The organism is Paremcibacter congregatus (assembly GCF_006385135.1).
GTDB lineage: Bacteria > Pseudomonadota > Alphaproteobacteria > Sphingomonadales > Emcibacteraceae > Paremcibacter > Paremcibacter congregatus.
In genome coordinates, this window is the sequence record NZ_CP041025.1 from 1,046,068 (window position 1) to 1,068,812 (window position 22,745).

Annotated in this window: 27 protein-coding genes; 17 read left to right on the forward strand and 10 right to left on the reverse strand. The window is 52.5% G+C overall.

The features are described from left to right. Positions 1 to 33: 33 nt before the first annotated feature. The 6 genes from FIV45_RS04525 to FIV45_RS04550 all read right to left on the reverse strand — a co-directional run bounded on the left by FIV45_RS04525 (position 34) and on the right by FIV45_RS04550 (position 4,437). Entirely contained in the window at positions 34 to 447 is a 414-nt protein-coding gene (locus FIV45_RS04525) for a GFA family protein (RefSeq protein ID WP_165776886.1), read from the reverse strand. A gap of 1 nt (position 448) precedes the next feature. After that, positions 449 to 844, reverse strand: coding sequence for a GFA family protein (locus tag FIV45_RS04530; protein ID WP_099471211.1), 396 nt, complete (start codon positions 842 to 844; stop codon positions 449 to 451). Further along, a complete protein-coding gene (locus tag FIV45_RS04535; protein WP_099471212.1) occupies positions 841 to 1,464 on the reverse strand; it encodes a glutathione S-transferase family protein in 624 nt (207 codons plus the stop codon). Before FIV45_RS04535 ends, FIV45_RS04530 begins: the two co-directional genes overlap by 4 nt. A 12-nt stretch (positions 1,465 to 1,476) precedes the next feature. Beyond that, positions 1,477 to 2,580 carry an A/G-specific adenine glycosylase gene (gene mutY / locus FIV45_RS04540; protein ID WP_099471213.1) on the reverse strand — a complete coding sequence of 368 codons (1,104 nt, stop codon included), beginning with the start codon at positions 2,578 to 2,580 and terminating at the stop codon, positions 1,477 to 1,479. A gap of 97 nt (positions 2,581 to 2,677) precedes the next feature. Beyond that, positions 2,678 to 3,328 (reverse strand): class I SAM-dependent methyltransferase, encoded by a 651-nt coding sequence (locus tag FIV45_RS04545; RefSeq protein WP_099471214.1) that lies wholly within the window; start codon positions 3,326 to 3,328, stop codon positions 2,678 to 2,680. A gap of 44 nt (positions 3,329 to 3,372) precedes the next feature. Then, positions 3,373 to 4,437: a DUF3667 domain-containing protein gene (locus FIV45_RS04550; RefSeq protein ID WP_165776887.1), complete on the reverse strand. Its 1,065-nt coding sequence runs from the start codon at positions 4,435 to 4,437 to the stop codon at positions 3,373 to 3,375. 113 nt (positions 4,438 to 4,550) lie between these two features. Between FIV45_RS04550 and FIV45_RS04555 the strand changes: the two genes are divergently transcribed. The 9 genes from FIV45_RS04555 (at position 4,551) to FIV45_RS04595 (ending at position 12,828) form a co-directional block, all read left to right on the forward strand. Further along, the gene (locus FIV45_RS04555; RefSeq protein WP_099471216.1) at positions 4,551 to 5,093 is read left to right on the forward strand and encodes a DUF721 domain-containing protein; all 543 of its coding nucleotides are present in this window, start codon (positions 4,551 to 4,553) and stop codon (positions 5,091 to 5,093) included. A gap of 66 nt (positions 5,094 to 5,159) precedes the next feature. Further along, on the forward strand, positions 5,160 to 5,840 hold the full coding sequence (locus FIV45_RS04560) for a thioredoxin domain-containing protein (protein ID WP_165776888.1): 681 nt from the start codon (positions 5,160 to 5,162) through the stop codon (positions 5,838 to 5,840). Positions 5,841 to 5,851: 11 nt separating this feature from the next. Continuing rightward, the gene (locus tag FIV45_RS04565; RefSeq protein ID WP_165776889.1) at positions 5,852 to 6,604 is read left to right on the forward strand and encodes a thioredoxin domain-containing protein; all 753 of its coding nucleotides are present in this window, start codon (positions 5,852 to 5,854) and stop codon (positions 6,602 to 6,604) included. A gap of 25 nt (positions 6,605 to 6,629) precedes the next feature. After that, positions 6,630 to 10,121: a chromosome segregation protein SMC gene (gene smc, locus FIV45_RS04570; protein WP_099471219.1), complete on the forward strand. Its 3,492-nt coding sequence runs from the start codon at positions 6,630 to 6,632 to the stop codon at positions 10,119 to 10,121. Positions 10,122 to 10,298: 177 nt separating this feature from the next. Continuing rightward, positions 10,299 to 10,655 (forward strand): AtpZ/AtpI family protein, encoded by a 357-nt coding sequence (locus FIV45_RS04575; protein ID WP_099471220.1) that lies wholly within the window; start codon positions 10,299 to 10,301, stop codon positions 10,653 to 10,655. Between the two features lies 1 nt (position 10,656). Next, a complete protein-coding gene (locus tag FIV45_RS04580; protein WP_099471892.1) occupies positions 10,657 to 11,385 on the forward strand; it encodes a F0F1 ATP synthase subunit A in 729 nt (242 codons plus the stop codon). Between the two features lie 77 nt (positions 11,386 to 11,462). After that, positions 11,463 to 11,687 carry a F0F1 ATP synthase subunit C gene (locus tag FIV45_RS04585; protein WP_099471221.1) on the forward strand — a complete coding sequence of 75 codons (225 nt, stop codon included), beginning with the start codon at positions 11,463 to 11,465 and terminating at the stop codon, positions 11,685 to 11,687. Between the two features lie 77 nt (positions 11,688 to 11,764). Then, the gene (locus FIV45_RS04590) at positions 11,765 to 12,265 is read left to right on the forward strand and encodes a F0F1 ATP synthase subunit B family protein (protein WP_099471222.1); all 501 of its coding nucleotides are present in this window, start codon (positions 11,765 to 11,767) and stop codon (positions 12,263 to 12,265) included. Then, positions 12,265 to 12,828 carry a F0F1 ATP synthase subunit B family protein gene (locus FIV45_RS04595; RefSeq protein WP_099471223.1) on the forward strand — a complete coding sequence of 188 codons (564 nt, stop codon included), beginning with the start codon at positions 12,265 to 12,267 and terminating at the stop codon, positions 12,826 to 12,828. Before FIV45_RS04590 ends, FIV45_RS04595 begins: the two co-directional genes overlap by 1 nt. A 73-nt stretch (positions 12,829 to 12,901) precedes the next feature. On the opposite strand, the gene FIV45_RS04600 is transcribed toward FIV45_RS04595, so the two are convergent. Both FIV45_RS04600 and FIV45_RS04605 read right to left on the reverse strand, forming a co-directional pair. Beyond that, the gene (locus tag FIV45_RS04600; RefSeq protein ID WP_099471224.1) at positions 12,902 to 13,258 is read right to left on the reverse strand and encodes a hypothetical protein; all 357 of its coding nucleotides are present in this window, start codon (positions 13,256 to 13,258) and stop codon (positions 12,902 to 12,904) included. A 1-nt stretch (position 13,259) separates the two neighbouring features. Continuing rightward, positions 13,260 to 13,868, reverse strand: coding sequence for a trimeric intracellular cation channel family protein (locus FIV45_RS04605; protein WP_099471225.1), 609 nt, complete (start codon positions 13,866 to 13,868; stop codon positions 13,260 to 13,262). Between the two features lie 168 nt (positions 13,869 to 14,036). On the opposite strand from FIV45_RS04605, the gene FIV45_RS04610 reads away from it, so the two are divergent. Genes FIV45_RS04610 through FIV45_RS04620 form a run of 3 tightly spaced genes read left to right on the forward strand, consistent with a single transcriptional unit; the run spans position 14,037 to position 17,169 of the window. Continuing rightward, positions 14,037 to 14,378 carry a 5-carboxymethyl-2-hydroxymuconate Delta-isomerase gene (locus FIV45_RS04610; RefSeq protein WP_099471226.1) on the forward strand — a complete coding sequence of 114 codons (342 nt, stop codon included), beginning with the start codon at positions 14,037 to 14,039 and terminating at the stop codon, positions 14,376 to 14,378. A gap of 27 nt (positions 14,379 to 14,405) precedes the next feature. Beyond that, entirely contained in the window at positions 14,406 to 15,863 is a 1,458-nt protein-coding gene (locus tag FIV45_RS04615; RefSeq protein ID WP_099471227.1) for a Do family serine endopeptidase, read from the forward strand. A 10-nt stretch (positions 15,864 to 15,873) separates the two neighbouring features. Next, positions 15,874 to 17,169, forward strand: a complete 1,296-nt coding sequence (locus tag FIV45_RS04620) for a replication-associated recombination protein A (RefSeq protein ID WP_099471228.1) — start codon at positions 15,874 to 15,876, stop codon at positions 17,167 to 17,169. A 3-nt stretch (positions 17,170 to 17,172) separates the two neighbouring features. Here FIV45_RS04620 and FIV45_RS04625 read toward each other — a convergent pair whose 3' ends face one another. Beyond that, complete coding sequence (locus FIV45_RS04625) at positions 17,173 to 17,844, reverse strand: transglutaminase-like domain-containing protein (protein WP_099471229.1); 672 nt, start codon at positions 17,842 to 17,844, stop codon at positions 17,173 to 17,175. Between the two features lie 116 nt (positions 17,845 to 17,960). Then, positions 17,961 to 19,220: an SAM-dependent methyltransferase gene (locus tag FIV45_RS04630; RefSeq protein WP_099471230.1), complete on the reverse strand. Its 1,260-nt coding sequence runs from the start codon at positions 19,218 to 19,220 to the stop codon at positions 17,961 to 17,963. A 181-nt stretch (positions 19,221 to 19,401) separates the two neighbouring features. On the opposite strand from FIV45_RS04630, the gene crcB reads away from it, so the two are divergent. The 5 genes from crcB (at position 19,402) to cobU (ending at position 22,739) form a co-directional block, all read left to right on the forward strand. Continuing rightward, a complete protein-coding gene (gene crcB / locus FIV45_RS04635; RefSeq protein WP_099471231.1) occupies positions 19,402 to 19,779 on the forward strand; it encodes a fluoride efflux transporter CrcB in 378 nt (125 codons plus the stop codon). A gap of 68 nt (positions 19,780 to 19,847) precedes the next feature. Then, positions 19,848 to 20,846 carry an RluA family pseudouridine synthase gene (locus FIV45_RS04640; RefSeq protein WP_099471232.1) on the forward strand — a complete coding sequence of 333 codons (999 nt, stop codon included), beginning with the start codon at positions 19,848 to 19,850 and terminating at the stop codon, positions 20,844 to 20,846. Then, positions 20,843 to 21,493 (forward strand): HAD-IA family hydrolase, encoded by a 651-nt coding sequence (locus tag FIV45_RS04645; RefSeq protein WP_099471233.1) that lies wholly within the window; start codon positions 20,843 to 20,845, stop codon positions 21,491 to 21,493. Before FIV45_RS04640 ends, FIV45_RS04645 begins: the two co-directional genes overlap by 4 nt. Further along, positions 21,494 to 22,192 carry an ATP12 family chaperone protein gene (locus FIV45_RS04650; RefSeq protein ID WP_099471234.1) on the forward strand — a complete coding sequence of 233 codons (699 nt, stop codon included), beginning with the start codon at positions 21,494 to 21,496 and terminating at the stop codon, positions 22,190 to 22,192. A gap of 10 nt (positions 22,193 to 22,202) precedes the next feature. Next, positions 22,203 to 22,739: a bifunctional adenosylcobinamide kinase/adenosylcobinamide-phosphate guanylyltransferase gene (gene cobU / locus FIV45_RS04655; RefSeq protein WP_099471235.1), complete on the forward strand. Its 537-nt coding sequence runs from the start codon at positions 22,203 to 22,205 to the stop codon at positions 22,737 to 22,739. Positions 22,740 to 22,745 lie beyond the last annotated feature (6 nt).

Consider the following 22,745-nt stretch of genomic DNA (forward strand, 5'->3'; position numbering starts at 1 on the left):
CTAGGAAGGCGTCGTCTCCCTTAAAGATGAGGTCTATTCATGTTCGCTGCGCGGTAATCCATCAATGAATTCTATTTGTGGGAGCTGCTGGCTGGTCCAGATGTGTTTTTTGGCGCGGAAGGCCTCCGGATCGTCAAAGGCCCCCAAGGCAATATCCACTGTCTTGGGGAAATGAAACGTCAGGGTCGCGCCACAATCCGGGCAAAATCCCCGTTCTGATATGGCGCCCGATGAGAAGAGTTTCAACGCTCCTTTAGTGACGACGAAATCCTCTTTGGCAAAGGTTACCCAGGGGACGAAGGCCGCGCCTGAGGAACGTTTACACCAGTCACAATGACAAAGGGTGACATTCTGACCATCACCCTGGGCGTGCAGTTCTATTCGACCACACAGACAGCGGGCGCTATAAGTTTCTTGTGTTATTGAGAAGGTCATTCTGTTTGGCAAGTCAGCTTGCTCCTTCGTCATACTTTGGCAGATCATCAACTATCGTCACATGACTGATCTTGCTTTTAACCCAGATATGCTGATGGGCCGGAAAATCCTCTGGTTTATCCATGACACCGAGCGCGATGTCAAAGGACCGTTCCGACTGGAAGCTCATGGTCGAGCCACAATCGGGGCAAAAACCCCTATGACACCCCGGACTTGAGTCGTAATGACTGAGGGTGCCCGATGTTACACGCACCTGCTCCGGTGCAAAAATGACCAGCGGCAGGAAGGCCGATCCCGACACCTGTTGGCACCATTTGCAATGGCAATATTCGGTATATTTAGCGGGGCCGGTGGCCTCTAACGTGATCTTGCCACACAGGCAGCGGGCGGTATGAATATCTGCTGTCATGATTTTCTCCAATCTTCTGGATACATTGCCACAAACCCCGGGGTCTGTTCAATGCGTCTGAACCAGGCAAGGATCGCCGGGAAGGTTGAAAGGTCGAAGCCGCCCATAGCCGCTTTATGCGTATAGGCAAACAGGGCAATGTCGGCGATGCTGTAGCGGTCCTCCACCAAATAGTCATGGGCGGCCAGCCGGTTTTCCATAATCTGTAAGGCGATATAACCTTTTTCATGCAGGCTGGGTATTTCTGCCCGGCGTGGGCTGTCTTCCGGCAACATGGTCAGAATATATTTAGCGACGGCAACAAAGGGTTCGTGGCTATATTGCTCGAAAAAAAGCCATTTCATCACTTCGGCCTGATGCCATTTGTCTTCGGGGAAAAGGTCGGTGCCGACCGCGAAATAATAGAGGATCGCGTTTGATTCCGCCAGGCAGCGACCATCTTCGAACTGAACCACAGGAATGCGGCCATTCTCATTGATGTTGGAGAGATATTCTGCCGTGCGGGTCTCGCCTTTGGTGACATCATACTGGATTGTCTTGAAGGGCAGACCCAACTGGCTGAGCAGGAGCCGCGCCTTGTAGGCATTGCCGGATTCGGTATTGTCGTGAAGAATGAACATTTTTTGAATCTCCTATAAATCAAGTACAGGTTCGCGCAGATGGTGGATGACCTTCATCATCACCGTCGGCAGAGCCAGGTCATTGATGCGGCTGAAGGGGAACCAGTCGCCTTCCTGCAGATCAATCTGTTCGGCGAATTCGAGCCGGATGACTTTCAGTTCCAGATGGAAATGGGTGAATGTATGACGCACCATACCGGGTGTTTCTTTCCAGTTGGTGATGATGGGAATTTGCGGGGCGGGGACTTCATCCCAGCTTTTGCTTTCCAGCCAGTCCGTAGAGGGCACTTCCATCATGCCGCCGAGCAGGCCATTTTCCGGACGACGGCATAACCATATATGGTTGTTGAACTCGGCCCAGAAGGCGTAACCGCGGCGGGTTGGCTTCGGCGCTTTTGATTTACGGCGGGGCAGCTGGTCAGCAGTGCCAAGCGCATTGGCGGCGCAATGGTCTTCCCAGGGGCAGCGCCCGGAACATTTCAGAAGCTTCGGACCGCAGATATTGGCGCCCAGATCCATCACGGCTTGCGCGTAATCCCCGGCGCGATGCTGCGGGGTCATACGCTCAGTAAGTTCTTTTAAAGCAGGCTTTGCATCGGGCAGGGGCGTGGTCACATTAAACATGCGCGCCATAACCCGTTCGATATTGCCATCCATAACGGCAGCGGGTTGCCCAAAGGCGATGGCGGCGATGGCGGCCGCGGTATAGGGGCCAACACCGGGTAACTGCAACAGGTTTTCTTCCGTATCGGGGAAGATACCGTTCAGTTCTTCTGTTACATATTGGGCGCATTTATGCAGATTGCGGGCCCGGGCATAATAGCCGAGCCCGGCCCAGGCAACCAGAACATCGTCCTGTGCAGCCGCCGCCAGATCCTGCACCCTTGGCCATTGGTGCAAAAATTTGATGAAGTAGGGGATCACGGTGGTGACAGTGGTCTGCTGCAGCATGATCTCGCTCAGCCAGATATGATAAGGATCTGGTTCGATGTCAGATCCAGGAGGGATCCGCCAGGGCAGTGTGCGTGCATTGACATCATACCAGTCGAGCAGAGCATCGGTAAGCTCTGTCGGGTCTTGTGGCGTCTTGCTGTGCGGGGAAATTATACTGTCCATAAATCCATATCATCTCGTGAAGCGGGACTATACATGAGTTGAATGATGAATCCAAGGCCGGGCTGCCGTCGATGATAAGTCTTGAACGGCTAGTCTGCTAGTCCTGCGGAATCCGGATATGGGCGTAAAGAATGGGCATGGGAAAATTTTCGTCCTTGATGCTGGTCACCGAAAAGTCTGTAAAATGCTTACTCAGTAATTGAGTGAGTTTTTTTCGTGTGAATTTAATGACATGCGACGGTTCATCAATAGGCCCCAGGCAATCGTCCGGCACGAACAGAAAACAGGTGGCGTCGGGCCTGGCGACCCGCTTGATTTCATCAAGGAAGCGGTCGCGCTTGATAATATGTTCTAAAATTTGCGACGCAATCACCACATCGAAGCTATCGTCCTGATAGTCAATTTTCGGCAGGTGTGATTCGAAGGCTGTGATGCCGAGTTCTGTCAAACGACGTTTACACAGGGGGGATATTTCGGTGCCATACAGGTTCTGATAACCCTTTTTTTTTAAGTGCCGCAGGATGGAACCGGTGCCGCAGGCGATATCCAGAATGGCGTCTGTAGGACGGGTTTCGCTTTCGATCAGTTTGTTTTTGGTGGGCCAAATTCTCTTGGGGCTGTCCCATTCTTTGTCATATATCTCATCCCAATAGGCGGCTGTGTTCACTTTCACGCCGATATTGCTTATCTTGTGATAAAGCAGGGGGAAATTTTCCGAGATAAAGTTTTTAAAACGCCATGGCAGCATAGGGTGCCCCTTTTATTTCATCATACCTTGTTTTTTTGAGTATTTTATACCTCTGACAGGCCATACCCGATGGCAATGGTCAAGCCGGTGCTTAAGAGGATCACATAAAACATACTGATCAATGCCGTTTTGAAAAAAGTTTTTATCGGCCCCTGTTGATATACGCGCCAAAGCGCGAGATAGAGATAAACCGGAATATACCAGAGCATCACATCCAGATAACCGTCGCTCTGGGGGACAAACTGGTAAAGCAGCAGCATCGCCGTAAACAGCAAAAATATAAAACCATGAAAATACAAAGAAAAAACCAAATGCTCAATATAGTATTTCTTGCGTCTGATATAGAATAGCTTTAGCAGGATGGCGAACAGTGGCAGCATGACAAACATCATCTTTGGTGTCCAGTTGGCGATCACCACATTAAGCAGTTTTGGGTCGGCCCAAACTTTTTTTATCCCGCTCATCAAACTAACCGAGCGGTCGTAGAGTTGTTTTTCGGTTTCTGTGGAATTTTTGAGATTTTCTTCCCGGTTTTTTGTCATCCTCTCTGTCACTTCATCAAGAATTTCAGGACTGAGATCTTCCGCATCGACATTCTTCAAGGGGGCCGCCATAAGCGGGCCTGGTTGATCTGTCGTCTCTTGCTCGACGGGCGCGCCATTCATGGTGAGTTTTACGTTTGCACTCACCGGCGCGGCACCGGTTTTTGACGGGTCTGACTTGTCTTCAAACAGCTGAATATCGACAGATACGAGCAGGAGAAAAAAGATAACACTGATGGCCAGATACTGGCGAAAAGGCGGTACAAAACGTGTGCGCCGACCCAGGTTGAATTCTCGTGTGACATAACCGGGTTTAAAAAAAAGCGGAATAAGTGTCGCGGAAAGGCGGGAATCAAAGGAAAAAAGATCGCCTAAAGTGTCTTCGATTAATGTCCAGAATGGTCTTTGCAGAATGGTGTCTTTTTGTCCGCAGGCCATACAAAAAACGCCTGTCAGGCTTTCGCCGCAATTGGCGCAGGTTTTTACCGCAAGGTTCGGCAGTGGTTCATTGACGTCGATGTCGACAATTTCTTTTTGCCTTTTTTTCTTTAGCAGCTTAGCGAACATGTCGCATCCCTCCAATTGCCCCACTTGTTTTGGGAGAGAATACGCTATTTCTTCGGAAATCACAATTTTGTCATTATGCTGTATATCCTGGATCATTTAGGTATAGTGACGACATGAAAACAAAAGCTATTCGAAAACCAAAAACGCTGGCAGAGGCGGTTCAGGGGGTGAGCAACCGGGCCTTCCGACGGTTTGGCTTTAGCCAGCGGGAAATCATCTCGCGATGGCCTGAGATTGTCGGGGCGGCACTGGCGGATTGCAGTCTGCCTGAACGGCTGACCTTTCCTCAGGATGATAAACGGGGCGGGACGCTTTATATCCGGATACAGGGCAATATGGCGCCGGAGTTACAGCATTTCGAACCGATGGTGATCGAACGCATTAATGCGTATTATGGGTATCCGGCAGTGGAACGGCTGTCATACCGCCATGGCCCGGTGCCGACCAGAACCCACAAGACCCGGAGACCGGATCCTGTATTGAGTGATTCTCAGCAAAAAGATCTTGCGGAACAGCTGAAGGGTGTGACAAACCCTGAATTATATCAGGCGTTGTATCGTCTGGGTGCAGAAGTAGTGGCGGAGAAAAAACCAGATAAACCAAAGGATAGACTGCGCTTTACCCGGCGTGGTATGGGACGACGCAAGCCCATGTAAAACTTCTTGCTTGATTTTTCAGACGATAAATTTTTATACTTTAATACAACATATTGTGGATGGATGATGATTAAACAACTATATAAACGAAATACGACAAAACTTTCCTTGATATTCGCGGCGGTTCTGTCCGTCTTTTTAGGTCTTTTCAGCGTGAGCATGGCATCGGCCCAGGAAAGCGGCTTTCTGAACAAGGATATGGTGATCGGCGATCCTAATGCGCCGATTGAAATTATCGAATATGCTTCCACGACCTGTCCTCATTGCGCGACGTTCAACAACGATATTCTGCCGGAGCTGAAGAAAAAATACGTTGAAACCGGCAAAGTGAAGATTATTTTCCGCAATTATGTTTTTCAGCAACCTTTTGATATTTTTTCTTCTTCCTTGAACCGTTGTGTCGATGAGAAGAAATTTTTCCCGCTGCTCGGCCTGTATTTCAAGCGCCAGCATGACTGGATGAAATACAAAGAATTTAATGAGCTGAAATCTTACGGCAAATATGCAGCCCTTGGGTTTGCCAAAGGGGAAGCGATCAAGATCGCTAAAATCGCCGGGATGAAAGAATCAGAAGCCTATCAATGTCTGGCGCGTACAGATGTGCTGGAATTTCTGATGAACGGCAATAAAGAAGCTCAGGAAAAATACGATATCAACAGCACGCCGTCGATCATCGTCAATGGCAAAAAACTTGACGCCTACGATTTTGAAACCATCGAAAAAGCTATCCTGGCGGAAAGCAACTAAGTATGGCCAAAATGATCAGTAAAAAAATAGCCCTTTTGATCGCCGCTTTGGTGATCGGGGGCGGGGCGTTAATGGTTTCGATGATGGCGCAACCGGAGGATCAGGTCATGGCCAATGCCGAACCTGAAACCAAAGCCGCTGCATCCATCGCCCCTGCGGCAGATACGACGGATGTAGGTTTTTTGAATTATGATATGGTGCTGGGTGATCCCGATGCGCCGATCGAAATCATAGAATATGCCGCGATTTCATGTCCTCATTGCGCCCATTTTCACGCAGATGTATTGCCGGACCTGAAGAAGAAATATATCGATACCGGTAAGGCGAAACTGATTTATCGCAATTTTATCTTTGATAACCCATTTGATGTTTATGCCTCGATCATGACCCGTTGTGTGGCCAAGGATAAATTTTTCCCGACCGTCAAGACTTACTTTGAATATCAGAAAGTCTGGATGAAGGGGAAGGAAATGATGAATATTTACGAGACCGAAGGACGGGATGCGGCGATTGCATTTTCGCGTCAGGAAGTGGCCAAAGTCGGCAAGATGGCCGGTATAACAGAAGATCAGGCAAACGCCTGCTTTGCCAATGAAGAGGTTGTCACCTATCTGCTGAATGTCCGGCAGACAGCGGTGCAGCAATATAATGTGAACAGCACGCCGACATTAATCGTTGGCGGCAAGGCCGTCGAGGGGCATGATTTTGAAAGCCTGGCAGTTGCGATCGACAAGGCGGGGGAAGATGCGAAAGCGGGACAGTAATATAATTTAAAAAAAAGAGGGAAGATTGGACTTTACACGACTTCGATTATCCGGTTTCAAATCCTTTGTGGATCCGACCGAACTGATTATCGAAAACGGCCTGACCGGGGTGGTTGGGCCGAACGGGTGCGGCAAGTCCAATCTTCTCGAAGCCCTGCGTTGGGTGATGGCGGAGAATTCCGCCAAAAGCATGCGGGGATCTGGTATGGACGATGTGATCTTTGCCGGTACGTCATCCCGTCCGGCGCGTAACCTGGCGGAGGTCACGCTGACCATCCACAATAATGACCGCAGCGCCCCGACCATTTTCAATGATGAACTGCAGATGGAGATTTCCCGCCGGATCGAACGGGAAAGCGGCTCGGCATATCGTCTGAACAGCAAGGACGTGCGGGCCAAGGATGTCCAGCTTCTGTTTGCCGACGCCTCAACCGGCGCCCATTCGCCGTCACTGGTCAGTCAGGGCCGCATCGGCAGCCTGATCAACGCCAAACCCAAGGAACGCCGCAAGGTGCTGGAAGAAGCCGCTGGCATCAGCGGCTTGCATTCCCGGCGCAAGGAAGCCGAGAGTAAACTACGGTCGGCAGAGCATAATCTGGAGCGACTGGCTGATATTGAACTGCAGCTTACCGACCAGATCAAGGGCTTGCAAAAGCAGGCCCGACAGGCGACCCGCTACAAGAAGATCAGCGCGGAGATTCGTACCCTGCAGGCCCTGATCAATTATATGGAATGGCGGGCGATTCAGGACCAGAAGCAACAGGCGGATAAAGGGCTGCGTGATGTGGTGGTTCAGGTGGCGGCGATCACCACGGATCTTGGCCGGCATAACCGGGAACAGGCCATAGAAACCGCCAAACTGCCGGACTTGCGACAGGCGGAAGCAGAGCTCGCGGCGAAACTGCACCGGATTACTGTGGCGCGGGACGGGCTTGACGGGGAAGAACACAGGCTGCAGGAAACCCAGGGAAAGTTGCAGGACTTGCTCAGTCAGATTGATCAGGATGAACAGCGCGAACGCGCCGTAATTAAAGATACGGCGTCGATTCTGGAACGCCTTCAGGCGGAGAAGAAGGACCTGCTGGCGCAAGTGGAAAACCAGACGGGCAATGTGGACGAGTTGGCGGAACATCTGAATGCCAAGCAATCGGCAACATTGGAGGCCGAATGGAAACTGGAAGAATTGACCCAGAAACAGGCCCAGCAGACCGCCGACAAAAATAACCTGACCCGCAATTTGCAAGAAGCTGACGAAAGATTGCGCTTCCTGGCGGAGCAGCGCACCACCATTGAAGAACGGCTGGTGCGGCTGGAAAGCAATAATTTGTTCACCCAGGCGCTGTCGAATGCAGAAAATAATCTGGCGACATCCGAAAATGCCATTACCCATCTGTCGGCGAAGGCGCGGGAAGCCGAAGATAAACGGCAGCTTTTTCAGCAGAAAGAACAGGACGCCAGAGAGATTTTACAGTCTCTTCAGGGCCGTTTGGCGCGTATTCAGGCGGAGAAGGAGGGGTTGGAAGAACTGCTGCTTGATGATGGTGAGGCGACGGGGACGCCGGTCATGGAAAAACTGGCGGTGACGCCGGGATATGAAACCGCATTGGGCGCAGCGCTTGATGAAGATCTGGAAGCATCGGATGATGTGACGGCAAAGGTTCACTGGCGACAGCTTGCCGCCTATGAACGCGGCCAGGACCTGCCGGCAGGGGTTGCGTCGCTGTCGGCCCATGTGACGGGACCGGCTGTTCTTAACCGGCGTCTGGCGCAGATCGGGGTGGTTGAGCATGAGCAGGAGGCACTGTCTCTGCTGCCGCAGTTAAAGCCTGGACAGAGACTGGTGTGTTTGCAGGGCGGCTTATGGCGGTGGGATGGGCTGTGTGTCTCGCCGGACGCGCCGAGCACGGCGGCGGTGCGGCTGAAACAAAAGAACCGACTGGCAACCTTGCTGGAAGAATACGCCGCCCGCAAGGAAGAGGTCGGCGCCGCCCGGGAGGTACGTCATCAGATTCAGGAAGAGGCCGAGACGGTCAAGCAGGAAAACAGGGATGCCCGCAAGGCCTGGCAACAGGCGGAAGAAAAAGCTGCCGCTGCCCGGCGTAGCCTGACCGAGGCGGAAAAACAGGCGACCCGGCACCAGTCCGAGGAAAGCGCCCTGAAAGATCGATTGGGGCATTTGGTTGAAGAAATGGATCAGATGCAGGCACGGGTACGTGAACTGGGGGATAACCTGAAAGCCCTGCCGGTATTGGAAGATCTGGGTCTTGAAATTCTCAAAACCCGCGAAGCGGTGGAAGAACGGCGCAAGGCTTTGTCGGAAGCCCGGTTTAATCATGACAGTTTTATTTCCCAGTCTGATGCCCGCCGGGATCGTTTGGTGCAAATCGAGACCGAACTCACCGCCTGGAAACTGAGAATAGATAATGTCGATGGCCATTTAAAAGATCTTCAGGATCGGCGAAACCGCACGGCGGCGGAACTTAAATCTCTGGAAAATCGACCGGGGGAAATTGTCGAGGAACGGCGCAAGCTTAATCACCTGATCAATGAAGCGGAAGGCGGTCGGCAAGCGGCGGCGACGGCGTTGCTTAATTGTGAGGATCAGGTAGCGGGCAAAGAAAAAGAAGGCCGGGAAATACAAAAGAAGCTTGCCGAGGTCCGCGAGCAGAAAGTCCGTCTTGAAACGAACCTTGAACAGTTCGAGGAACAGGAAACCCATCTGAAACGCCGTATTCTGGATGAATTCGACTGCCAACCCAATCTTCTGCGCGGGCTGGCGGAACTGGAAGAGGCTCAGGATCTGCCGGACCCGGAACAGACCTTGCACCGTCTGGAACGATTGCGCGGCGAACGGGAACGGCTGGGGGCGGTGAACCTGCGGGCGGAAAGTGAATTGACCACCATCAGTGAACAGCTGGAACTGTCGGTCAAGGAACGCCAGGAGCTGGAACAGGCGATTGCGGCGCTGCGGCGGTCAATTTCTGACCTGAACCGGGAAGGGCGCGCCCGAATCCTCAAAGCCTTTGACGAGGTCAATGAGCATTTTAAGCATCTATTTACCACCCTGTTTGGGGGGGGCGAAGCCCATCTGGAACTGACCGAATCCGACGATCCGCTGGATGCGGGGCTGGAGATCATGGCGAGCCCACCGGGCAAGAAGATGCAAAATCTTGGCCTGTTGTCCGGGGGGGAACAGGCCCTGACCGCTTTGTCGCTGATCTTTGCCGTCTTCATGACCAACCCGTCGCCGATCTGCGTACTTGATGAAGTCGATGCGCCGCTGGATGACGCCAATGTGGAGCGATTCTGTGATCTGCTGGATGAAATGGCGGAAAATACCGCTACCCGGTTCCTGATTGTTACCCATAACGCGGTGACCATGTCACGGATGAGCCGGTTGTTCGGGGTCACGATGGCGGAAAGGGGCGTGTCACAACTGGTATCTGTCGACCTGGAAAGTGCGGAGCGCATGCGGGAGAGGGCCTCAATCGCGCCGGGTGATTCTGTATTGGCCTAAACAAACAGGTCTTCTGCGAAAAGTGTTTATTTCACAAGAATTCTTTTACAGTTTAAATACAACCTGTTGCGCACTGCAAAAAGGATCGTACGGTTAGTGTTTTTGGTTCTTGACAGGCAAATGAGCAGAAACTATGTTGCTGTCAATTTTATGGGTACGAGATGAAGGATCGCCTTAATGGAAGATCGTGACAGCTCTTCAGAAAAAGAGCCATCATCAGAAAGTCTTCGTGCCCGGGTTCGGGACGCACGGAAGGCCGCTCAACCGAAGGCGAGCGACGGTGTGAACGAATCACACGCTTACGGGATTGCGATGCGTCTTGTGGCGGAATTGGTGTCGGGGCTGCTCGTAGGTTTTGCGATTGGCTGGTTTCTGGACAAATGGTTCGGGACAAAGCCCTGGATGCTGATCGGATTTATATTTATCGGCCTTGGGGCCGGGATTTTTAATGTGATGCGGGCCGCGCGGCAGATAGAAGCCAGGGAAGCCCGTCAACGAAGTGAAGCCGATCAGGCAAATAGTAAAGAAGGATAATATAGTGGCTAGTCCGCTCGCACAATTTGAGATCAAGACACTTATCCCGCTTCAGCTGGGTGAATATGATATTTCTTTCACTAACTCCTCTCTCTTTATGGGGCTTACGGTTATTGCCATTATGATCTTTATGATCGGTGGTATGCGGAAAAGCGCCATGGTGCCGGGCCGCTGGCAGCTTAGCGTGGAAATGTGTTACGAATTTGTCGCCAATATGCTGCAGGATGCGGCCGGGCGTGAGGCGCGGAAATATTTCCCCTTCATCTTTACCCTGTTTATGTTCATCCTGTTTGCCAACCTGATGGGAATGATCCCTTATCTTGGTTTTACCGTCACCAGTCATATCGCGGTGACCTTCGCTATGGCGGGGTTTGTTTTTGTCGGTGTGACCCTGATCGGTCTGGCCAAACACGGGTTTAAATTTTTCAAGCTGTTCGTGCCGGAAGGGGCGCCTCTTGCTCTGATGCCATTGCTGGTGGTCATTGAGCTGGTGTCTTATCTGTCCCGCCCGATCAGTCTGTCAGTTCGTCTGTTCGCCAATATGGTGGCAGGACATACGATGCTGAAAGTTTTCGGCGGCTTTGTCGTCGCCCTGGGCGTTCTTGGGGTTGTCCCGTTCGTCTTTATCGTCGCTCTGACAGGTCTGGAACTTCTGGTCGCCTGTCTGCAAGCATATGTGTTCGCCATTCTGACATGTATGTATTTGAATGATGCCCTGCATTTGCACTAGGTCTTGCTGACCAAAGGCGATGTGGAAATAAACCTGAATTTAGATAGTTAATTTTTATAAAATAAAAGGAAGTTAAAATGGAAGTAGAAGCTGCAAAAATGATCGGGGCCGGTTTGGCTTGTTCCGCTTTGATTGGTGCTGGTATCGGTATTGGTAACATCTTCGGTAGTTACGTTTCCGCCGCCATCCGCAACCCTGCTGCTGCCGGACCTGTTTTCGGTCGTGCGATGCTTGGTTTTGCCCTGGCTGAAGCGACTGGTCTGTTTGGTCTGGTTATCGCCTTCATCATCCTGTTCGGCTAAGTTTTAAGAATTTCATTCTTAATATTTTGTTTGTACAGGCCTGATCCTCTGTAAAACAGGATCAAGGAGAGAAGACAATGCCACAATTAGACCCCGCAGTTTTTCTGCCGCAGATTTTCTGGCTGGCTGTGATTTTTGGACTGATTTATCTGTTCATGTCACTGAAGGCCGCCCCGAAGATCGCCGAGGTACTGGAAAGACGACAGGACCGGATCGTATCCGACCTGGAAGAAGCGGAAAAATTGCAAGCCCAGGCGGACGCCGCCAGGGAAGCCCATGAAAAGGCGCTGGAAGATGCCCGTGCGAAAGCCGCATCAACTGTTGCCGCCAAGCGGGAAGCCATCAAGGCTGACGTGGAAGCGGAATACAACAAGTTGAGCGAAAAGCTGGGCGGCGAGGCTGCGGCAGCGGAAGAGAAGATCTCTGCTGCCAAGGACCAGGCGCTTGAGCAGGTTCGGGCAATGGCGGCGGACGTTTGTAAAGACGTCGTTGCCTCTGTGTCCGGTCTTGACCTTGATGACAAGACTGTCGCCAAGGCCGTAGATGCCAAATTCGCCGACATGAAGGAGACTGCGTAATGGCTGATCAAAGTCACGCTGCGGAAACTGTCGCGGAAACAGGACATGCCGAAGTAGCTCATCACGGATATGATCACTTCTATCAGGATCCTTCCTTTTGGGTTGGGACCGCGATTATTGTCTTTTTCCTGCTGATCATCTGGAAGAAAATTCCAGGGATGGTTGGCAAGATGCTGGACGAGAAATCTGAAGAGATTGCGGCACAGCTTGATAACGCCCAGACCTTGCGGGAAGAAGCCTCTTCTCTACTGGCGAAATATCAGCGGGAACAGCGCGACGCGGAAAAAACCGCGGCCAAGCTTCTTGCACAAGCGGAAGCCGAAGTTGAATTGTTGGCCGGTGAAGCCAAAGTTCATATCGACGAGATGATCTCGCGCCGGACCAAACTTGCCGAGCAGAAGATCGCCCAGGCTGAAGCCAACGCTCTGAAGGAAATTCAGCAGGTTGCGGTCAGTGTTGCCGGTGCGGCGGCCCGTGAATTGATTGCGGATAATATGAAAAAAGCCGATCGCGACGCTTTGATCAAATCCGATATCGAGAAACTGGACAGCCAGCTGCATTAAGCCTGCTTTACGCTATAGATTTTGAAACCGGGTCTGATATTTCAGGCCCGGTTTTTTTTGGGGAAAAAGGTTTTTACCCGAGGTTAAAAGCGGCGCGGATTTCATCCAGTTCGGTCTGGCGGATCGGGCGACCATTCCAGTGGATGTTCAGTAATGTCGGTGCGGTTGTGCGTGGACCCTGCTGAAAGCTGCAGGCGATGCTGTAGGGCACAGGCACCTTATAGCCATTCCATGCTGTAAAACCGAGATTGGTGGTGATCTTCGCGTCGGGGTAATGCTCATCCTGCACGGTTTTACCTTCGTAACTGTCCGGATGCTTGATGCGCCCGAGGGCAATTTGTCGACAGGTGTCCTGCAAAGGGGTCAGGTCTGGCGCGGTATCGCAGGCGCTGAGTCCCAGGCTAAGCAGTATCAAAACAGTCAAACGCATATTATCTCTTTTCAACAGGGGGCAGGGACAGGGAATATTTGATCGCTATCAGCCGAATGCTGAGAGTGATCATACAGGCCAGCGTAATATTCAGCTTTTGATCGAACCCCGCCATATGCAGAAGAACAAGACAGGCACCGCCAATGATGGCGGGCAGGGCATACAGCTCTTTTTTCAATACCAAAGGGACCTCATTGCACAACACGTCACGGATCATGCCGCCAGCAGCGGCGCTCATCACGCCCATCATAACCGCAACCAAGGGTGTTGCGCCGAAATTAAGCGCCTTTTCCGTGCCGGTTACGGCAAAAAGTGCGAGACCACACGCATCCGCGAGCACCAGAATACTCATCCGGCTTTCCAGCATCCGGCCCCAGAAAGGGGTAATGGCAGCCATGGCGATGACAATATACAGCGACATGGGGTCCTGCACCCAGAATACCGGCACATCAAGAATGATGTCGCGAATGGTGCCGCCGCCAATGGCGGTGACCGTGGCGATAACCACCAGACCGAAGGCGTCCATTTCCTGACGCATGGCGGCGAGGGCGCCACTGATGGCGAAAACTGCAATTCCGATCAGGCCTAGCCCGTTAATCAACTCTTCCATAGTTTTGCCATGATATTGCTTATTCTATTTAACCGAACCCTTACTGGCATAAGCGCTCTTGAATGTTTTTTCAATTGAATTACGCAAATCTGCTGCCAGGCTCTTTTCTGCCGGGCGTTCTTCGGGTAAAACAGGAACCTGTATAATTAGGATAAGGATCTTTCCTCCATGCCCCATCTCGTGATTGAATATGCCAAAGACCTGGAACCGCAACTGACGCCAGGGCAGCTGATTGAAAAGGCATTCGGCGGCGCGGTGCAATCGGGCCTGTTTACCACTGATGACATCAAGATTCGGGTGAGAGCCTACGAAGATTATCAGATTGGTACAGGGGAAAACCGGTTCATCAATATCACAGCACATATTTTGTCTGGCCGTACGGTGGCGCAGAAAAGCAGCCTTACAGATGCGATCCTGATGCAGCTCAAATCATTGAAACTTGGCGCGATTGAGCTTACGGTACAGGTCTATAATATTGAACGTGAAACCTATGCAAAAGCAAGATTTTAAATGGCTTCCGGGCAGGGAGTACCACTGATGACAAACACAACAGGATCAAGAATGAAAAAAATCAGCATAACTTTTTTCAACATTGTTATGGCAAGCCTTGTTTTGGGCGTTGCGTCGGGCAGTGCCGTTGAACGTAAAGTACCTTCATCGCAGGCAGAGGTACAGCTATCCTACGCGCCGGTTGTCAAACGGGCGGCCCCGGCTGTGGTGAATATCTATACCAAGCGGGTGGTGAGATCGCGCAACCTGTCGCCGTTCGCCAATGATCCTTTCTTCCAGCGGTTCTTTGGGGACAGCTTTACCGGTGCGCCGCGGGAACGGGTGGAACGCTCGCTTGGCTCCGGGGTGATTGTCGGGGCGGACGGGGTGGTGGTGACCAATCATCACGTGGTGAACGGGGCCGACGAAATCACGGTGGCGCTGGCCGATAAACGGGAATTCGACGCGAAAGTCATTTTGCTTGATGAACGCACAGATCTTGCGGTTTTGCGTATTGATACGGCGGGAGAGCCTTTACCAACCTTGACGTTTGCGGATTCCGATCAGGCAGAGGTTGGCGATCTTGTGCTGGCCATTGGCAATCCTTTTGGCGTCGGTCAAACGGTGACCAGCGGCATTGTCTCGGCTCTTGCGCGGACCCAGGTCAGCAGCAATGATTATCAGTTTTTTATCCAGACCGACGCGGCGGTTAACCCTGGTAACAGTGGGGGAGCGCTGATCGGTATGGACGGCGAACTGATTGGAATCAATACGGCTATTTTCTCCCGCTCTGGCGGATCGAACGGCATCGGTTTTGCGATCCCGGCCAATATGGTGCGCTATGTTGTATCTTCCGCCTTGTCACAGGGCAAGGTCGTGCGCCCTTGGTTTGGGGCCGGGGGGCAGATGGTGACGGCGGATATTGCCGACAGTCTTGGATTTGATCGTCCCGGCGGTGTGTTGGTGGACGACATTTATCCTGAAGGGCCGGCGGATAAAGCCGGACTGGAGCAGGGCGACGTTATTGTCAGCATTGACGGTAAGGATGTCTCCAGCCCTCAGGCATTGCGGTATTACATTGGCCTGGAGCCAGTAGGAGGGCGTATTCCATTAGCAATCGTCCGTGGCGATAATACGAAGACCCTGTGGGTGCCGTTGGAGGCCGCGCCGGAAGATCCACCGCGCAATATCACGACTCTGAAAGGCAAACATCTGCTGTCCGGGACAAAACTGGCTAACCTGTCGCCGGCCTATGCGGATGAAATAGGCGTGAACGTCTATGAGAAAGGGGTGATCGTTCTCGAGGTTTCACGCAGCGTCATGCAGCGCACCAGCCTCAGAAGTGGCGATATCTTTAAGGAAGTTAACGGCGACAAGGTCACGCGCGTCAAGCAGATCAAGGCGGCGTTGGACGATGCCCCTGTAAACATCAGTTTCACGGTAAGTCGCAGCGGACGGTTGATCGAATGTGTAATTCGTGCCCGCGGCAACAGTTATTGCCGCTAAGGAAAAAAATATGACAGACCTGTTCACATCAGCGGGATTGGAAGAGGGCGCGCCGCGCCCCCTGGCCGATAAATTGCGGCCCAAGACACTTGATGAAGTGGTGGGGCAGGACCATCTGATTGCACCTGACGGGCCGATCGGGCGTATGCTGTCGGCGGGGCGATTGACGTCCTTGATCTTCTGGGGCCCGCCGGGAACCGGAAAGACCACAATGGCCCGGCTTCTGGCGGATCAGACGGATTTATACTTTGAACAGATTTCGGCGGTATTCTCCGGTGTGGCCGATTTGCGAAAATGTTTCGAGGCAGCGGCGGGGCGCCGCAAGACAGGTAAAGGCACGTTGCTGTTTGTTGATGAAATCCATCGTTTCAACCGCTCACAGCAGGACGGCTTTCTGCCATATGTAGAAGACGGGACGATCATTCTGGTGGGGGCAACAACGGAAAACCCGTCGTTCGAACTCAATGCGGCGCTGCTGTCACGGCTACAGGTTCTCACGCTGAACCGTCTGGACGATGAGGCGATGGGGGAGCTGCTCAGTCGTGCTGAACGGTTGGAAGAAAAAAGGCTGCCGGTGACGGATGAGGCGCGCCAGATGTTGCACAGTATGGCGGACGGTGACGGGCGTTATCTGCTCAATCTGACCGATATTCTGCTCAGTCTTGAATTTGAAGAAACTCTTGATGCGGCGGGCTTGCTGAAGATCTTGCAAAAACGGGCGCCAGTTTACGACAAGGACCGGGAAGGCCATTACAACCTTATTTCCGCCCTGCATAAGTCCCTGCGCGGATCGGATACCGATGCGGCGCTTTACTGGATGGCGCGTATGCTGGCGGGCGGGGAAGACCCTATGTATATCCTGCGGCGACTGGTGCGTTTTGCGGCAGAGGATATCGGGCTTGCGGACCCTAACGCCTTGGTGCAGGCATTGGCGGCGAAGGATGCCTATGAATTTCTGGGATCCCCCGAAGGTGATCTCAATCTGGCGCAGGCGGTGATTTACCTGGGAACGGCACCCAAATCAAATGCGGCCTATATGGCATTCAAGAAAGCCGGCAAGGCAGCGAAATCCACCGGCTCCCTCAATCCGCCGATGCATATTCTCAATGCGCCGACCAAGATGATGAAGGATCTGGGGTACGGCAAGGGCTATGCCTACGATCATGATACGGCGGAAGGTTTCTCAGGTCAGAATTATTTCCCCGATGGTCTGGCGCGAGAGGCGTTTTACGGCCCGAAAGAACGCGGCTTTGAACGTGAGATCAAGAAACGTCTTGAGTATTGGAACAAGCTGCGTTCGGAATAGAGTTCAGGAGGCTTTGGCTTCCGCTGCGCCTTCGGCGGCAAAGTCGCCCTGGACAAACGCGCTGTTGAAAATTTGCGGACATTCCGCCCGGAAGCAGGTCATAATGTGATCCAGCGGCACATCGCTAAAACTGCCGCGTTCACGGATATAGTCCATATGCTGCTGACCGTCCTGGGTGAACGGGTGAAAGATCGAATCTTCCGTGCCGTTAAATTCGAGCGGCTTGATGCCGAATTTTTCACACAGGCCGATATTGAAGGCTGGTGTCGCCTTGACCCATTTTCCCTTGAGAAAAAGTTCTGCAAAGGCATGCCATCTCATGACATCTCCGCCGACGAATTGCCGTAGCCGGGCGCTGGTCATATGATTGCGCACATCGGCAAAACCGAGCCGGGCCGGAATGCCCAGAGCCCGGGCGCAGGCGGCTAGCAGGGCGGCTTTGGAGATGCAGAAACCGATTCCTTCTTCCAATGCCCAGCTGGCCTTAAATACTTGCGGATCATTATAATCGAGATACGGGGTATAGGGGATGTCATCGCGTATACGCCGGTACAGCGCAATGATGCGGTCAATGTCATCTTCGATCCCGAGCGTGGTTTCATAGGCATAAGCCCCCACATTGGCGGCATCGCTATCAATAAACGTCGCGGGCAGAAGATAAATGGGCACAGACATTACGCTTTACTCATAATCAATATTACATCAGAATGCGCTAACATATAGCATTTGTTTTCAGATTGCGAGAAAAATAGCCGCGATGCGGTTTTTTGCCCGGATTTAAAAGTGTCTTTCTATTGATTGGCAACATTCTTCAGGGGGGGCTCAAGCGGAGGGATTTCTTGCTTGATGTCTGTATCCTGAAGAAGATATTCCCGGGTGAGCGGGACGGCGTCCTGCCGTTTCGCCAATTGCAGCTGGAAGACCACATGGCCGAGATGGCGGAAGGCGCATTCGGCGCTGGACAGATAGAAATCCCACATGCGGAAGAAGCGCTCGTCATATAATTCGACGATGGTGTCCCGATTCTTATAGGTGCGTAGGCGCCATTCCCGCAATGTATCGGCATAGTGCAGGCGCCAGACTTCCATGTCAGTGATATACAGTCCTGATTTCTCTATAATCGGGGCAATTTCAGACAGGCTCGGGGCGTAGCCGCCAGGGAAAATATATTTCAGGGTCCAGGGATCGGTGGAACCCGGCCCGTCCGCCCGTCCGATGGTATGGATCAAGGCGACACCATCATCTGTCAGGCTGTCATAAACCTTGTCAAAATAGGTCTTGTATTGGCGTCGACCGACATGTTCGAACATGCCAACAGAAACCACCCTGTCGAATTTTTCAGTAAGACTGCGGTAATCCTGGAACTTGAACTGTACCATGTCGCTGACGGACCGGTCTTCGGCGCGCTTGCAGGCGAGGTCATATTGTTCCTTGCTCAGGGTTACCCCGGTGACATGGGCGCCGGATGTCTGGTTGATATGCAGCGCGAGACCGCCCCAGCCGCAGCCGATATCGAGCACCTTGTGGTGTTTATCCAGCAGAAGTTTGGCGGCGATCAGGCTTTTCTTGTTTTCCTGAGCCTGTTCCAGAGTGTCTTCAGGTGTTCTGAAATAGGCGCAGGAATATTGACGGTCGGCATCCAGGAACAGATCATAAAGTTTGCCTGACAAATCATAATGATGGGCGACATTCTGGCGTGAGCGTCCGGCCGGATTGATCTGACTTATCCAGCTTTTGAAACGACTGTAGGGGTCGCCGCCGGTGAAATGCATGGGGTTATTGCGCCGCCATTCCATATTCTTGGTCACCAGATTGAGGAAATCAAATACCGTTTTGCCGTCTTCGATGGTTAAGGTGCCGTCCATGATCGCTTCCCCGGGCCGCAGATCGGGCTTGAGGAATATCTTAAACGGCAGCCACCTGTCATGAAGGCGGATGGTGACTTCAGGTGTTGCTGTGCCACGATAGCTGTAGGTGCGCCCTTTAACGTCAATAACGTGTAAAGTACCTTCTTGGATCAGTTTTTTCAGAAAGAAATTCAAAAGTATCATCTTTGTGTCCCCGGTATTTATCTGCCTGATAATTATACCCTAATCATGCCATGTTGTGGATCATCTTGCAATAACCACTTTGACGTTCTGCATGATAAAAGCGTGAACGATTGAATGCTGGACTTAGGAGGGGCGGGAGCATTATGATCGCGCGAAGGTGTTTTATGTGGAGGCAGTGAGGATGAATATGATTTTTGCCGTGGCGTTGGGCGGGGCATTGGGCGCGACGGGACGTTTTTTGGTCGGCAAGGCGATGTTGCGGATCATGGGCCCGGGCTTTCCCTGGGGCACACTTTCAGTCAATATCATCGGTTCTTTTGCGATTGGTCTGATTGTCACGCTTCTGGCCAGCCGCTATAACCTGTCCCACAGCTGGCAGGGATTTCTGATTACCGGCATTCTTGGCGGTTTTACGACATTTTCTGCCTTTTCGCTTGAAGTCGGCCTGATGGTCGAGCGTCATGAAATTACCCAGGCGGCATTATATGGTCTCGGGTCGTTGTTCTTTGGGGTTGCAGCCCTGTTCATGGGGCTTTACGCCGGGCGTTATTTGGCGTAAGAGGGGGCAGAAATTCCTGCGGTACTGCGCTATGCGGTCAAAGGCAGGCTATAAATTTAGGAAATAGTATGTCGGGTGTAACCCACCAAAAAGTCCAGACCTTTGAAAATGACTGGCGGCTTGATAAATGGTTTAAAGTCAATTACCCGGATCTCGGATTTGGACGGCTGTCCAAACTGCTGCGCACCGGTCAGATCCGCATTGACGGCAAGCGGGTCAAAGCCAGCGCCCGCCTTGAAGAAGGTATGGAAATCCGCATTCCTCCCCTGGGTGTCAATCCCAACGCCGGTAAGCCGCGGCCCGAACAGCTGGGGCGCAAATCCTTTACCAAGGAAGAAAGCCGTGCGATCCACGATATGGTGATCTATCAGGACAACAGCGTCATTGTGCTTAACAAACTGCCCGGTCTTGCGGTGCAGGGCGGCAGCAAGATCACCCGCCATGTGGATGGCTATCTTGATTGTCTGCAGGGCGATAATCCGGAACGCCCGAAGCTGGTGCATCGGCTTGATAAGGACACCAGTGGTGTTCTGGTCATCGCCCGGACCAGCGCCGCGGCGAAAAGCCTGACCGAATCTTTCCGGAACCGTAAGACCAAGAAGATTTACTGGGCGCTGGTTGTGGGCCGCCCGGAACGTAGCGAGGGCACCATTAATGCGCCACTGGACAAGGAACCGGGTACACACGGGGAACGTATGATGGTTGCTGACAAAGGCAAAAAAGCAGTGACGGACTTTCATGTCATGGACAGCGCATTGCGCGCCACAAGCTGGGTCGCCTTTAAGCCGGTAACCGGACGCACCCATCAGATCCGCGTGCATGCCACCGTGCTGGACACCCCGATTGTCGGTGACGGTAAATATGGCGGTAAAGACGCCTTTCTGGATGGGGCAGTGAGTAAGAAACTACATTTGCACGCCCGCAGTATTGACATTGATCACCCGGATGGGGGCCTGCTGCAGATCACGGCCGAACTACCGCGCCATATGAAAGAAAGCTGGGACATGTTCGGTTTTGACACCGACGACCGTAGTGATCCTTTTGAACGGGATGACGACGCCCGATGAAACTGATTGTATTTGATTGCGACGGCACTCTGGTGGACGGTCAGCATATGATTATTGACGCCATGCAGACTGCCTGTGGGGCGTGTGATGTGGTCTACCCCGGGGATGAGGCTGTGCGGCAAATCGTTGGGCTGTCCCTACATCAGGCGATCGAGGTCTGCCACCCTGCAGAAGCCGCGGTAACCCATCTCGCTTTGAAAGACGTTTTTATAGAGCGTTTTCAACAGCTGCGTTTGCAGAAAGATTATGAAGAACCGCTCTATGACGGGGTGGCGGATGTTCTGGATCAGTTGAATGACAAGGGATATCTTCTTGGTATCGCCACGGGAAAATCCAAACGCGGATTACTGTCTACTCTGGAAAATCATGGACTCAGTGATTATTTCCTGACCCTGAATACGGCGGATGACGGACCGGGGAAACCGCATCCTTCCATGCTGCATAACGCCATGAAGGATGTGGGGGTGTCTCCTGACCAGACCTGGATGATTGGCGACACCACCTTTGATATGGAAATGGCGCGGACGGCAGAGGTCAAGGCTGTCGGCGTTTCCTGGGGCTATCATGAACGGGCCGTATTGCAACAGGCGGGGGCGCATCATATCCTTGACCATATTTCTGATTTACACAGAGTTTTGGAGGCTTGAATGAAACGCTTTTTTAAACAGGCCACGGTAGAAGAAGACGGGTCCGGTTATGTTGTGAAACTGGACGGGCGGTCGGTCAAAACACCGGAAAAACGCCAAAATATTTGCCCCAACCGGGCGATCGCCGAGGCGATCTGCGCCGAATGGAATGCACAAGGCGACGAGATCAAGCCCGCGAGTATGCTGATCACCAAGATGCAGAATACCGCCATTGACCGGGTCGGGGCGCGGCGTGCTGATCTGGAGGATGAACTGGTCAAATATGCCGGAACAGATTTATTATGTTATCGCGCCGATTACCCCGCCGATCTGGTGGTGCGTCAGGAGACGCTGTGGCAGCCGTTGCTAGACTGGGTATTGCAAAGCCATGATATTGCACTGAAAAGCACCACCGGCATTATCCATGTGGCGCAGGACGACAGCGAGATGGATAAATTCCGCGACCATATCACCGGGCTTGATGATTTCACCCTGATGGCTTTTTACAATATCACAACACTGTGCGGGTCGGTTTCCATTGGCCTGAATGTGCTGGGGAATAATCTGACGGCGGAAGAGGCCTGGGCGGCGGCGGAACTGGATGAAAATTATCAGATCGACCAATGGGGGCTGGACGATGAGGCCAAAACCCGGCAGGATAATATGAAAAGCGAACTGAACGCGGCAATCAGATTTCTGGAGCTGTTGCATCAGACGTAAAGGGGCCGGCATGACGGAACAGGCGATAACATTGGTGATCGGAGGCGCGCGATCCGGCAAAAGCAGCTTCGCTGAAAGACTGGCCGAAGACAGTGGCAAAAAACTCTATTATATCGCGACAGCCGAAGCCCATGACGCAGAAATGGCGGCGCGCATTGCCGATCATCAAAAACGTCGGGAAGACCGCTGGATCACGATTCAGGAACCTCTCGACCTTGCCCGCGTGGTGTCAGAGACAGCGGCGACAGATCGGGTTATTCTGGTCGATTGCTTGACCCTGTGGCTGAGCAATATCATGTGTCGCGACGGCGATGTGGAAGCTTATTGTGAGGATCTGCTGGCGGCGTTGAAAAACATTAAGGGCCCGGTGATTTTTGTTGCCAATGAGGTGGGACTTGGTATCGTACCGGAGAATAAAATGGCGCGGGATTTCCGCGATGACGCCGGGCGGCTTAATCAGGCGGTGGCGCGTCTTGCCCATGATGTTCATTTCATGGCGGCAGGCTTGTCGCTATGCATGAAAAGAGACGGTAATCCTCAACAATAAAGGCGC